Annotated in this window: 13 protein-coding genes; 8 read left to right on the plus strand and 5 right to left on the minus strand. The window is 72.4% G+C overall.

Going from position 1 to position 12,595, the window contains the following annotated elements; genetic code table 11:
- Nucleotide 1: 1 nt before the first annotated feature.
- The gene (locus ACZ7L4_RS01335) at nt 2–373 is read right to left on the minus strand and encodes a VOC family protein (protein ID WP_472098670.1); all 372 of its coding nucleotides are present in this window, start codon (nt 371–373) and stop codon (nt 2–4) included.
- A 171-nt stretch (nt 374–544) separates the two neighbouring features.
- On the opposite strand from ACZ7L4_RS01335, the gene ACZ7L4_RS01340 reads away from it, so the two are divergent.
- Both ACZ7L4_RS01340 and ACZ7L4_RS01345 read left to right on the plus strand, forming a co-directional pair.
- Nucleotides 545–2,659, plus strand: a complete 2,115-nt coding sequence (locus ACZ7L4_RS01340) for an MMPL family transporter (protein ID WP_472098672.1) — start codon at nt 545–547, stop codon at nt 2,657–2,659.
- Between the two features lie 59 nt (nt 2,660–2,718).
- Nucleotides 2,719–2,976, plus strand: a complete 258-nt coding sequence (locus ACZ7L4_RS01345) for a hypothetical protein (RefSeq protein ID WP_472098674.1) — start codon at nt 2,719–2,721, stop codon at nt 2,974–2,976.
- 199 nt (nt 2,977–3,175) lie between these two features.
- Here the strand turns inward: ACZ7L4_RS01345 and ACZ7L4_RS01350 are convergent, their stop codons facing one another.
- From ACZ7L4_RS01350 to ACZ7L4_RS01365, 4 genes are all read right to left on the minus strand, one after another.
- Nucleotides 3,176–3,664 (minus strand): thioesterase family protein, encoded by a 489-nt coding sequence (locus ACZ7L4_RS01350; RefSeq protein ID WP_472098676.1) that lies wholly within the window; start codon nt 3,662–3,664, stop codon nt 3,176–3,178.
- Entirely contained in the window at nt 3,661–4,641 is a 981-nt protein-coding gene (locus ACZ7L4_RS01355; protein ID WP_472098678.1) for a 3-hydroxyacyl-CoA dehydrogenase NAD-binding domain-containing protein, read from the minus strand. Before ACZ7L4_RS01355 ends, ACZ7L4_RS01350 begins: the two co-directional genes overlap by 4 nt.
- A gap of 53 nt (nt 4,642–4,694) precedes the next feature.
- Nucleotides 4,695–5,585, minus strand: a complete 891-nt coding sequence (locus ACZ7L4_RS01360; RefSeq protein WP_472098680.1) for a beta-keto acid cleavage family enzyme — start codon at nt 5,583–5,585, stop codon at nt 4,695–4,697.
- 80 nt (nt 5,586–5,665) lie between these two features.
- Nucleotides 5,666–6,514, minus strand: a complete 849-nt coding sequence (locus ACZ7L4_RS01365; RefSeq protein WP_472098682.1) for a TetR/AcrR family transcriptional regulator — start codon at nt 6,512–6,514, stop codon at nt 5,666–5,668.
- A gap of 266 nt (nt 6,515–6,780) precedes the next feature.
- On the opposite strand from ACZ7L4_RS01365, the gene ACZ7L4_RS01370 reads away from it, so the two are divergent.
- From ACZ7L4_RS01370 to ACZ7L4_RS01395, 6 genes are all read left to right on the plus strand, one after another.
- Complete coding sequence (locus ACZ7L4_RS01370) at nt 6,781–7,764, plus strand: ABC transporter substrate-binding protein (protein ID WP_472098684.1); 984 nt, start codon at nt 6,781–6,783, stop codon at nt 7,762–7,764.
- Entirely contained in the window at nt 7,764–8,519 is a 756-nt protein-coding gene (locus tag ACZ7L4_RS01375) for an ABC transporter permease (protein WP_472100330.1), read from the plus strand. Before ACZ7L4_RS01370 ends, ACZ7L4_RS01375 begins: the two co-directional genes overlap by 1 nt.
- Nucleotides 8,516–9,316 carry an ABC transporter permease gene (locus ACZ7L4_RS01380; RefSeq protein WP_472098686.1) on the plus strand — a complete coding sequence of 267 codons (801 nt, stop codon included), beginning with the start codon at nt 8,516–8,518 and terminating at the stop codon, nt 9,314–9,316. Before ACZ7L4_RS01375 ends, ACZ7L4_RS01380 begins: the two co-directional genes overlap by 4 nt.
- Entirely contained in the window at nt 9,309–10,124 is an 816-nt protein-coding gene (locus tag ACZ7L4_RS01385) for an ABC transporter ATP-binding protein (RefSeq protein ID WP_472098687.1), read from the plus strand. The genes ACZ7L4_RS01380 and ACZ7L4_RS01385 overlap by 8 nt, the downstream gene beginning before the upstream one ends.
- A gap of 69 nt (nt 10,125–10,193) precedes the next feature.
- Nucleotides 10,194–11,948 (plus strand): sensor histidine kinase, encoded by a 1,755-nt coding sequence (locus tag ACZ7L4_RS01390; RefSeq protein ID WP_472098688.1) that lies wholly within the window; start codon nt 10,194–10,196, stop codon nt 11,946–11,948.
- Nucleotides 11,945–12,583: a LuxR C-terminal-related transcriptional regulator gene (locus tag ACZ7L4_RS01395; protein ID WP_472100332.1), complete on the plus strand. Its 639-nt coding sequence runs from the start codon at nt 11,945–11,947 to the stop codon at nt 12,581–12,583. The genes ACZ7L4_RS01390 and ACZ7L4_RS01395 overlap by 4 nt, the downstream gene beginning before the upstream one ends.
- Nucleotides 12,584–12,595 lie beyond the last annotated feature (12 nt).

A 12,595-nucleotide genomic window follows, 5' to 3' on the forward strand; every position in this document is an offset into this window, starting at 1 on the left:
TTCAGCCGATCAACGTCCGCTTCGGGCGGACCACGCAGAACTCGTTGCCCTCCGGGTCGGCCAGCACCGTCCACGACTCGTCGCCGCTCTGCCCGACGTCCGCCCGGCGGGCCCCGAGCCCGATGAGGCGCTCGATCTCGGCGTCCCTGTCCTCGGCGGTGCAGGTCAGGTCGAGATGCAGGCGGTTCTTGGTCGTCTTGCGGTCCGTCACGGGCATGAAGCAGATGCCGACCGGGGCGTTCTCGTCCGGGCCGACCACCACTTCCCGCTCCCGCTCGGACAGGATCCGCCAGCGCAGCGCCGCCGCCCAGAACCGGGCCAGGGCGGGCAGGTCGTGGGTGTCGATGACGATGTGGTGCAACGAGACAGGCATGCCGGCCAGTGTGCAGCGGGCTGTCGCCGCCCGTCCTCACTCGTGCGACCCATGCCGCGCGCCCCGCCTCCCTCCCGCGCGGGAGCCGCGAACCGCCCGCTCCGGCGATCCCTCGCACCCGGTGTGCGACGACGCTGACGGTGACCCATCGGAACCCTCCGAGGAGGCGCCGTGCTCAGCGCACTCGCCCGGGCGGCGACCCGCCGCCCCCGTACCGTGATCCTCACCTGGCTCGTCCTGATCGTGCTCGGTTTCGGGCTCGGCACCGGCGTCTTCGGCCGGCTCTCCGACTCGGTCCCCGACGTGCCGGGCACCGAGTCCGACCGCACCGCCGAACTCCTCGACGACATCGACCCGCGCGGCGAATCCCTCAGCGCCGTCGTCGAGGCGCCCCGCGTCGCCGCACCCGCACTGCGCGGACACGTCGAACAGGCCGTCACCGACCTGCGCCGCATTCCCGGCGTCGCCGCCGTCCCCGACCCGTACGCCACCCAGGGCCTGGCCTCCCGCGACGGCCGCGCGCTCGTCGTGCCCGTCACCCTGAAGGGCGGCCTCGACGACGACGCGGAGGACGGGACCGTCGACGCCGTCGCCGAACGCGTCAAGGAGATCGACGGCGCCGACGTGCACGTCAGCGGCGGACCGCTGCTCGGCCGGCAGCTCGGCGAGCGGGCCCAGGAGGACGTCCAGCGCGCCGAATTGATATCCCTGCCCGTCGTGCTCGGGCTGCTCCTGCTCATCTTCGGCGGGCTGCGCGCGGCCGGTCTTCCGCTGCTCGTGGCGGTCAGCGGCGTGGCGGGCGCGTTCCTCGCCCTGTTCGGCTTCAGCCAGGTCACCGAGATCTCCGTCTACGTGATCCAGGTGACGACCATGCTCGGCCTCGGCCTCGCCGTGGACTACGCGCTCCTGATGGTGATGCGGTTCCGGGAGGAACGCCGGACGAGCGCGGACGTCGCCGAGGCCGTGCACCGCACCGTCGAACGCGCGGGCCGCACCATCCTCTTCTCCGGCCTCACCGTCGCCGTCAGCCTCAGCGGACTGCTGGTCTTCCCGAGCCCGTTCCTGCGCAGCATGGGCCTGGCCGTCGCCGCCGTCGTGGTCGTCGACATGCTCGCCGCGCTGACGCTGTTGCCCGCGCTGCTCACCCGGTTCGGCGCGCGCATCGCCCCGTCCAAGCCGCGGGCGCCCGGCACGGAGGGCCGCGTCTTCGCCCGCCTCGCCCGGTTCTCCGCCCGCCGCCCCATCGCGGTGACGACGGTGAGCGTCCTCGCCCTGCTCGCCCTCGCGCTCCCGGTCGCGAACCTGCGCATCGACATCGGCGACGCCCGCCAACTCCCCGCCTCCACCGAGGCACGACAGCTGTACGACACCGTGGAGGCGCACTATCCGGCGGGCGTCGGCGTCGACCCGGTCGTCGTCGTGGCACGCCCCGGCACGGACCCGGCCTTCGAGACCCGCGTCAAGGCGCTGGACGGCGTCGCGTCCTCCGAGACACAGACCCTCGACGACGGAACCCGCGTCCTGCACATCACCCCGTCCGGCTCGGTCGACGGTGCCACGGCCACCCAACTCGTAGAACAGGTAAGGGAGTTGCGCGGCGACAATCCGGTGGCCGTGGCGGGCGTCGCCGCCCGGCTCGTCGACTTCCGGCAGATGCTCGCCGACCGCGCCCCGTGGGCCGCGCTCACCGTCCTCGCCGGCATCCTGGCCCTGCTCTTCGCGTTCACCGGCTCGCTCCTGATCCCCCTGCGAACCGTCCTCACCACACTGCTGAGCCTGGGTGCCGCGCTCGGCGTCGTGGTCCTCGTCTTCCAGGACGGGCACGCCGCGTCCTGGCTCGGCGGCGAGGGCCTCGGCGCGCTCAGCCTCACCGCACCCCCGCTCATCGTCGCCATCGCCTTCGGGCTCGCCATGGACTACGAACTGTTCATCCTCGCCCGGATGCGCGAGGCCTGGCGCGCGACAGGGGACGCGCAGGAAGCGGTGGTGACCGGGCTGCGGCGCTCGGGCCGCGTCGTGAGCTGTGCGGCGCTGCTCCTCGCCGTCGTCTTCGGCGCCTTCATGACGGGCGGCTTCGCCCCCATCCTGGAGATCGGCCTCGGCCTCACCCTGGCGGTCGTGATCGACGCGACGATCGTCCGGATGCTGCTCGTACCGGCGACGATGGCGCTGCTGGGCCGGCGCGCGTGGTGGGCACCGCGGGCGCTGCGCAGGCTGCACGGGCGGATCGGCCTGCGGGAGGCGGAAGAGGCCCCGGCGGAGCGCCTGGCGGCGCCGCGTCCGTAGGGGTGACGGCGGTGGCGGTGCGCCCGTGCCCTCGCGGAACCGTGATCGTTGGATGGGGCATGCACACCACGAAGCGCATCGCCGCCGCCCTCTTCCTGGCCGCTTCGGCGGCGTCCCTGGCCACTCCGGCCCTGGCTGCTGACGCCCCCGCCGGCGGTTCGGACATCGCGAGCCCGGACGCGCCCACTGCGGAGTCCCTGGCCGCTCCTGCCGCGGCCGACAACGCCTCCGACGCGGACGAGGGCGTCGACCCCGCGAAGGTTCTGAAGACCGGCACGATCAGTTCGCAGGGCTCGCCGATCGGGTTCCTGGGCTGACGCCGCTGCCCCACCGGGCCGCGTCGGGGCATGAGGGAGCCCCGTCGCGACGGGGGAGACACGACGGGGCCCAACGAGCGGGTGCCCCGAACCGTAGTGGGTATGCACGGTCGGCTCCGGCCCGCGGCACGGTGTGGACCACGAGGGCCCCGGACACATGTGTCCGGGGCCCTCGGGCGTCAGGCGGTCGAGCGCGACGTCAGACGACGGCGATCGACCGGCCCGCCCACTCCGGGGCGGGCTCCGTCAGCTCGGTGAAGCGGTCGCGGATCGCGGCCGGGAGCTCGGCCGCCTTCCCCGCCTCCTGGTCGACGTGGATCGCGAGCAGCTCGGTGGTCGCCACCGGGGCCGCGTTCGGGGCGGGCTCGCCCGCCTCGTCGTCGACCACGAACATCTCGTGCGTGAAGCGCGCCTTCTTCGAGGCGACGCCCAGCACCCTTGTACGGATGGCGAGATGGGACGCCTCGGGGACGTCTCGCAGATAGCGGATGTGCGACTCGACCGTGTAGAGCGAGCAGTGCGTGGACTCGCGGTACGTCGAGTCCAGGCCCGTCTCGATCATCATGGCATCGGTGGCGTGCCCGAAGGCGAGGACGTAGAACGCCTCGCTCATGTGACCGTTGTAGTCGATCCACTCGGGGCGGACCGTGCGGTGCAGAAGGGGCAGTGCGGTGGTTGCGGTACTCATCGCGCCTCCGCCTTCCCGCTGCCGCCCTTGTTCAACCGTCCTGTGGCACGCAGCACATCGATGACACCCTGGTCGCGCTCGGCGACGAGCTCGGCGATGGAACGGCCGTCCGCGGCGACATCGCAGCCCGCGACCACGGAGTCGTACAGCTGCTTGTCGAGCTCCGGGGCCTCGAGCCGCGTCCACGGCGACTTCAGGGACGGGCCGAAGTGGTCCAGCATGTGCGCCATGCCGCCCTCGCCGCCCGCGAGCGCGAACGTCAGCATCGGGCCCATGAACGCCCAGCGCAGGCCGGGGCCCTCGGTGATCGAGTCGTCGATCTCCTTCACCGTCGCCTCGCCGTTGGCGACCATGTGCAGCGCCTCGCGCCACAGGGCCTCCTGCAGACGGTTGGCGATGAAGCCCGGCACCTCGCGGTCCATGGTGATGACCGACTTGCCGGCGACCTCGTAGAAGCGGGAGGCCCAGGCGCTGGCGTCCGCGTCGGTCTTCTCGCCGCCGACGACCTCGACGAGCGGGATCAGGTACGGCGGGTTGAACGGGTGGCCGACGACCAGGCGCGCGGGGTTCGCGGCCGTGGTCTGCATGTCGGTCATCGGGTAGCCGGAGGTCGACGAGGCGATGACGACGCCCTCGGGGGCCGCGGCGTCCAGGCGGGACAGCAGATCGCGCTTGAGGTCGAGGTCCTCGGGGGCGCTCTCCTGCACGAACTCGGCGTCGGCGACGGCCTCTTCGAGCGTCGGGGCCACGGTGAGACGGTCGCGCGAGGCGCCGTCGGCGAGGCCCATCTCGGTGAGGGCGGGCCAGGCGGCGTCGACCAGTCGGCGCAGCTTCTGCTCGGCGTCCGGGGCGGGGTCCCAGGCCTTCACGTCGTAGCCGCGGGCGAGGAAGTGGGCGACCCAGCCGCCGCCGATGACGCCGGCTCCGACGCAGGCGACCCGGCGGACGTCCTCGGGAGCGGTGAGGGGGGAGGTCATGAGGGTGATGCTGCCTTCCGGTGATGCGGGTGGGGGTGCGGGGGCGCGGAGCTTCAGGAGCGCGGCTTGAGGCCGAGCATCGCGCGGGCCTCGTCCGGCGTCGCGACGCGCGAGCCGAGGGACTCCGTGATGGTCACGGCACGCTCGACGAGCTGCGCGTTGGTCGCCTTGTTGCCCTTGCCGAGGTAGAGGTTGTCCTCCAGGCCGACGCGGGCGTGCCCGCCGAGCAGGATCGACTGCGCCACCCACGGCATCTGCATGCGGCCGAGCGCGAAGCTGGCGAACTGGGCGCCCTCCGGCAGCATGTTGACCATCGACTGCAGCACGCCCGGGTCGGCCGGGGCGCCCCACGGGATGCCCATGCACAGCTGGAACACGGTCGGGTCGTCGAGCAGGCCCTCGGCGAGGAGCTGCTTGGCGAACCACAGCTGGCCGGTGTCGAAGATCTCCAGCTCGGGCCGCACACCCAGCTCCTGGATGCGCTTGGCGCCCTGGCGCAGCATGTCGGGCGTCGACACGTACAGGTTCGAGCCGTCGCCGAAGTTCAGCGAGCCGCAGTCGAGCGTGCAGATGTCGGGCAGCAGCTCCTCGACGTGCGGCAGCCGGTCGAGGCCGCTGACGAGGTCGGTGCCGGGCAGGTGGTTCAGCGGCTCGTCCGGGTCGATCACCAGGTCGCCGCCCATGCCGGCGGTCAGGTTGATGACGACGTCGGTGCCGGTCTCCTTGATCCGCTCGACGACCTCGCGGTACAGCTTCGTGTCGCGCGAGGGGTCACCGGTCTCGGGGTCCCGTACGTGGATGTGCACGACGGCGGCACCCGCGTCGGCCGCCTCCACGGCGTTCTTGGCGATCTGCTCCGGCGTGACGGGCACGTGCGGACTCCGCCGCACGGTGTCGCCGGCACCGGTGAGAGCGGCGGTGATGATGACGTTTTCGTTGGGCATAGAAGGACCTCCCAAGGTGAGTAAAAAAGCCCCTGCGGCGATTGAGCAGCGGGGTCCGGGGCAGAGCCCCGCGGCGTCGGCTACGGTTCCGTGATCACGCTGTCGACGTAGGAAACCAGCGCCGCGTGCATCGCATCCGCGGCCGACCCGAACGACTCCCGGCTCACCGACAGGACCTGCGTGGCAAGCCCGTCGATCAGCGCGGTCAGCGCGAACGCCGCCGCACCGGGGTCGACGGACGACCGGAACACGCCCTGGTCGACCCCGCGACGCAGGACATCCGCCACGGTCTCCCGCCACTGCCGGTAGTACTCGGTGTGCAGCCGCCCCACCGTCGTGGAGCGCGCCGCCTCGGCCCACAGGTCGAGCCACACCTTCCACTGGCGCCGCTGCTGGTCGGTGCGCGGTGTCTGCAGCTCGATGAGCTGGCGCAGCTCCGCCGCCGCGTCGTCCGCCTCCGCGAGGTGGGCGGCGCGGCGCGCGGTGTCCTCGTCCATGCACCAGCGCACGGAGGCCTCCAGGAGGTCTGCGCGGCCGGGGAAGTGGTAGTGGATCGCGGCGGTGCTGGTGGCGCAGGCGCGGGCGATGTCGGAGACCCGGACCGCGTGGAAGCCGTGCTCGGCCACGAGCCGCACCGTCTCCTGCACGATCTGCAGCGGCCGACCGCCCTCCACGGGCGCCGGCGCCTCGACCTCGGCCTCCAGGGGGCGCGCGCCGAGCAGCCAGCCGGGGTCGACGCGCGCCTCGTCGGCGATCCGCGCCAGCTCGGCCACCGTGAACCGGCGGGTGCCGCTCAGCGAGCGGGAGAGCTTCGACGGATCCATGACGATGCGGCGCGCGAACTCGCGCTGGCTGACACCGGCCGCCGTGATGACCTCACGGACGCGGGCGGCGGTGTCGGCAGGGGTTGCCTCGTTGCTGGATTCCACGGGACAGGACCCTAACCATGTGTTGAGAAGAACGCAATGCGATGAACGGTGAAGCCCGGTAAATGCTGGTCATTGAGCCTCTGACTGTCTCATCAGTCACCATCGCAACACGGGGGACGGTGTCGACGTGCCTCGCGAGGGCCGCCGCGCCCGCGCAACGAGTCCGCTGTGAATCGAGTCAATACCCTTGCCCGCAAGGGGAGTTGACCCCATAGGGTGCGGGCTCTACGTTGCCGCCGAGCACCAGGGCTCCCAGGGGGACACCCATGCGTTGCACGCGTCGCACACTCACCGCTGCCGCCGCCATGCTGCTGCTCGCGGCCACCGCTGCCTGTGGCTCCGACTCCGGCTCCGACGGCTCGACGTCCGGATCCACCGACGACGCCGGCACCACGAAGCTCAAGATCGGGATCATCCCGATCGTCGACGTCGCGCCCCTGTATCTCGGGCAGAAGAAGGGCTTCTACAAGGAGCAGGGCCTCAGCCTGTCCATGACCATGGCGCAGGGCGGCGCGGCGATCGTGCCGGGCGTGGTCAGCGGCCAGTTCCAGTTCGGCTTCTCGAACTCCACCTCGCTGATGGTCGCCCAGTCCAAGGGTGTCCCCGTCAAGGTCGTCGTCAACGGCGTCGGCTCGACGGGCAAGCAGGACGCGGACTTCGGCGCCGTCGTCGTGAACAAGGACAGCCCGATCAAGTCCGCCAAGGACCTCGAGGGCAAGAAGGTCGCCGTCAACACGCTCAAGAACATCAACGACACCACGGTCCGGGAGTCCGTCCGCAAGGACGGCGGCGACCCCTCCAAGGTGAAGTTCGTCGAGCTCGCCTTCGACCAGATGCCCGCGGCGCTCGACAAGGGGCAGGTCGACGCGGCCCAGGTCGTGGAGCCCGCCACCGCCACCGTCAAAGCACAGGGCGGCCGCGTGATCGCCTCCAACTACGTCGACACGGCGCGCAATCTGACGGTCGCGATGTACTTCTCGTCGAGTCAATACGTGGATCAACACCCGGACATCGTCAAGAAGTTCAACGCCGCCACCCAGAAGTCCCTCACCTACGCCAACGGTCACCCCGAGGAGGCCCGGGACATCGTCCGCACGTACACGAAGATCCCGCAGGCGACCCTCGACAAGGTGACGCTCCCGGCCTGGCCCGCCCAGTGGAACCGCCCCTCGCTCGACACCCTCGCCGAACTCGGCGACCGGGACGGCCTGTTCGAGAAGACCCCCGACCTGGACGCGCTGCTGCCGTGATCCCCGGCCTCCTGGGACTTCTCGCGTGCGCGGCCCTGTGGGAGGCGGTGCCGCGCCTCGGCCTGGTCGACCCCGCCTTCCTGCCGCCCTTCACGACGACGCTGAACGCCCTGCGCGGCGAGCTCACCGACGCCGCCTTCTGGACGGCGCTCGGCGACACCCTCACCGGCTGGGCGCTCGGCCTCGCCCTCGCCACCGCGGGCGGCGTCCTCGCGGGCCTGGTCATCGCCACGGTCCCGTACCTGCGCGCGCTGACCGCCTCCACCATCGAGTTCCTGCGCCCCATCCCGTCCGTGGCGCTCATCCCGCTCGCGATCCTCCTGTACGGCACGGAGCTGCGCTCGGTCCTGCTGCTCGTCGTCTACGCCGCGTTCTGGCAGGTCCTCGTGCAGGTGCTGTACGGGGTGCGGGACGTGGACCCGGTCGCCGAGGACACCGCGCGCGCCTTCGGCCTCGGCCCGTGGGCGCGCGTGCGGCACGTCGTGTGGCCCACGGCCCTGCCGTACGTGATGACAGGCGTGCGGCTCGCGGCGGCGGTCGCGCTGATCCTCGCCATCACCGTCGAACTGGTCATCGGCGCTCCGGGGTTGGGTCACCGGATCAACGTCGCGCAGAGTTCCCAGGCCGTCCCGGACATGTACGCATTGATCCTGGTGACCGGCTGCCTCGGCGTATTGATCAACACTGGAGCGCGGTTCGTGGAGCGCCGCGCCCTGTCCTGGCACCAGTCCGTACGGGCGGAGGCCCCGGCGTGAGCCGCACACTGCGCGCCCTGCGCGCCGCCGCACTCGCCGTGGCCCTGCCGTGCGTCCTGATCGCGGTCTGGTGGGTGGCCTCCGACGCCAGCACCAGCTTCTACGCGCCGCCCCTGCGCACGATCCTGTCCCGCTTCGACGACACCTGGACCGCGGACCGGCTCCAGGACGACGTCCTGCCCAGCGTGGCGCGGCTGCTCGCCGGATACGCGGCCGCGGGCGTCGCAGGCGTCGCGCTCGGCGTCGTCATCGGCTCCTCGCGCCGCGCCCGCGCCGTGTGCGAGCCCGCCCTGGAGTTCCTGCGCGCGGTGCCGCCGCCGGTCCTCGTCCCGGTCATCATGCTGTTCGCAGGCATCGGCGACACGATGAAGATCGCCGTGATCGCCTCGGGCTGTGTGTGGCCGGTGCTCCTGAACACGGCCGCGGGCGTACGCGCTGTGGACCAGGTCGCCGCCGAGACGGCCCGCTCGTACGGGATCGGGGGAGCGGCCCGGCTGCGCCATCTGGTGCTCCCCGCCGCGAGCCCGCAGATCTTCGCGGGCCTGCGCCAGGCCCTGTCCATCGGCGTGATCCTCATGGTCATCAGCGAGATGTACGCCTCCAGCAGCGGCCTCGGCTTCGCCGTCGTGGAGTTTCAACGATCCTTCGCCGTACCGGAGATGTGGACAGGCATCCTCGTCCTCGGCCTGCTCGGTGTGGTGCTCGCGCTGCTGTTCCGGCTCGTCGAACGGCGGGCGCTCGGCTGGTACCACGGATCGCGCGGGGCGCGGCGGAAGGCGGGAGGCGGCGGTGCTTGAGGTCACGGGACTGCGCAAGCTCTACGAGGGTTCGGGCCGGCAGGTGGAGGCGCTGTGCGACCTGACGTTCCGCCTGGACGCGGGCGAGCTGGTGTGCGTCGTCGGCCCCTCCGGCTGCGGAAAGACGACGCTCCTGAAGTGCGTGGCCGGGCTGCTGTCGCCGACCGGGGGCTCGGTCGCCCTGGACGGCACGCCGGTGACCGGCCCGCGCCCCGGCCTCGCCGTCGTCTTCCAGGAGTACGGACGCAGCCTCTTCCCGTGGATGCGGGTCGGAGAGAACGTCGAACTCCCGCTCAGGCAGCGCAAATCGATCCCCAAGGCGGCCCGCCACGCGCGCGTGGCGGAGTCCCTCGAAGCGGTCGGCCTCGCGGGCGTCCACCGCGCCTACCCGTGGGAGCTGTCCGGCGGCATGCAGCAACGCGTCGCCATCGCGCGCGCGTTGGCGTACGAACCGGAGGTGCTCCTGATGGACGAGCCCTTCGCCGCCGTCGACGCCCAGACCCGCGCCGAGCTGGAGGACCTGGTGCGCGGGCTGTGGCGGGAGCGCGGGATGACGGTCCTGTTCGTCACGCACGACATCGACGAGGCGGTGTACCTGGGGGAGCGGGTGCTGGTCCTGAGCGCGTCGCCGACCGTCGTCCTCGAGGACGTGCCCGTCGGACTCCCGCTTCTGCGCGACCAGTTGACGACGCGGGCGGACGCGCGGTTCACGGCCCTGCGGAGCCGGGTCCTGGAGCTGATCCGGGCGGGCGGCGGAGCGCGCGCGGGCGGCGAGCCCGAGGGGCAGGTTGCACAGGATAGGAGGTAACCCGCGGTTACGCTCAGGTGGGCGCCTTCGATTTCCCCGCCCCACCCCTGGATGCCTTACCGTGTGGCCGTGGACAGTCAGGGTGAGCGGGCGGTTCGGCTGCGCCTGACCGGGGCCGCGGCCCTCGCCGCAGTATCGGGCGCGGCAGGCGCGTGGGCGTACGCGCGCAGCGGCGCGTCCGCGGGCGATCTCGTGCGGGACCTCGCGGTGGGCTGGGCGTACGCGGTCGCCGGCCTCCTCGCCTGGCGGCGCAGGCCCGCCAACCACACCGGGCGCCTGATGGTGCTCGAAGGCATCACCTGGTTCCTCGGCAACCTCCAGGGCACCGCGGTGCCCGCGCTCTTCGCCTTCGGCGCCTGGTGGGAGGCGCTGAACATGGCGGTCCTCCTGCACCTCATCCTGTCGTTCCCCGAAGGCCGTCTCACCACCGTCCTCACGCGCCGCCTGGTCCAGGTCACGTACGGGCTCGTCGCGGTCGGCGGATTCGTGCGCACGCTCCTGTTCGACCCGGCGGCGCAGACCGGGGCGACGTACCTGGACTGCCGGGAGTGCGGGCCGAACCTGCTGCACGTGCCGGCCTGGGACCACCTCTTCGGCCCGTTCGACGCCGCCTACCACGCCGCGGGCTGGCTGATCTCGGCCGTCGCCGTCGTCGCGATCGTGCAGCGCTGGCGGCACGCCTCCGCCGCCCGCAGGCGCGCCCTGCTGCCCGCCTGGATCGGCATCGGCGTCGCCACCGTGTTCCTCATGTGGGACATGCTGTTCTACGTGGTGCCGTGGTTCGGCGGCGTCGGCTCGATCGCCGAACAGGCCGTCTACCTGCTGTCCGACCTCGCCCAGGTCGCCGTCCCCTTCGCCTTCCTCGCCGGACTGCTACGGATGCGCCTGCAGCGCGCCGAGGTCAGCGGGCTCGTCATCGACATCGGCACCGACTCCGACCCGGCACGCCTGCGCGAGGCGCTGGTGCGCGTCCTCGGCGACCCGACGCTGCGGCTCGGCCTGTGGGACGAGCGGCGCGGCGGCCACGTCGACGGCTCGGGGCGCGAGGTCGGCGCGGGCGGTCCTGGCAGGACTCCGGTCGCCGCCACCGACGGCCGCCCGCTCGCCCTGCTCCACCACGACCCGGCGCTCGACGAGGACCCCGAACTCCTGCAGTCCGTGGCGGCTGCCCTGCGCCTCGCCCTGGAGAACGTCTGGCTGCGCACGCGCGCGAAGGACGTCGCCACCCGCATCGTGCAGGCCGCCGACGCCGAGCGCGGCCGCCTGGAGCGCGATCTGCACGACGGCGCGCAGACCCGCCTCGTCTTCGCCCTGATGTCCGTGCGCCGCGTCCAGAAGGGCCTCGCGGACCACCCGGACGCGACGCTGCGCGAGGCCGCCGACGAGGCCGAGACCAGCGTGCGGCACGCCATCGACGAACTGCGCGGCATCGCGCACGGCATCCACCCCGCCGTCCTCACCCGCGAAGGCCTCGCCGCCGCGCTGAGCGAGCTGGCCGAGGAGGCCACCGTGCCCGTCGTCGTGGCGGCCGAGTCCCGCCGCTACGACCCGCTCGTGGAGTCCACCGCGTACTTCACCGTCTGCGAGGCGCTCACCAACGCGGCCAAGCACGCGGGGGCCCGGGCCGTCAGCGTCTCCGCCCGGCACCACGACGGGCGGCTCGTGGTGGAGACCGTGGACGACGGCGTCGGCGGCGTCGACCTCGCGCGCGGCACCGGCCTGCGCGGACTCGCCGACCGGCTCGCCGCCGTCGACGGTGTACTGCACATCGACAGCCCCGCAGGGGGCGGAACCAGAATCAGGGCGGAGCTTCCGTGCGGGTGATCGTCGCCGAGGACTCGGCACTCCTTCGGCTGGGGATCGTACGGCTGCTGACCGACGAGGGCGTCGAGGTCGTCGCCGAGTGCGCGGACACCGCGCCGCTGCTCGCCCTGGTCGCCGAGCACACTCCGGACGCCGTGCTGCTCGACATCCGTATGCCGCCCACCCATACCGACGAGGGACTGGTCGCGGCGGCGGCCGTGCGCTCGGCGCACCCCGGCATCGGTGTGCTGCTGCTGTCCCAGTACGTGGAGACGAGCGCGAGCGTGCGTGCGCTCGCCGAGCGGCCCGAGGGCTTCGGCTATCTCCTCAAGGAGCGCGTCGCCGACGCCGAGGAGCTGTGCGGGGCGCTGAAGCGGGTGGCCGCGGGGGAGACCGTCGTCGATCCGCGGGTGGTCGCCCGCCTCATGAGTGTGCCGCGTCCGGCGGGGCCGCTCGACGACCTCACCGGCCGCGAGCGCGACGTGCTCGCGCTGATGGCCGAGGGGCGCTCCAACGAGGCCATCGCGAACAAGCTGGTCATCGGCGGCAAGACGGTCGAGACCCATGTCCGCAACGTCTTCGCCAAGCTGAGCCTGGAGTCGGACCCCGCCGAGCACCGCCGTGTGATGGCGGTGCTGCGCTTCCTGCGCGGCTGACCCGCGCCCGCC

This window comes from Streptomyces sp. NPDC107575 (assembly GCF_055657265.1).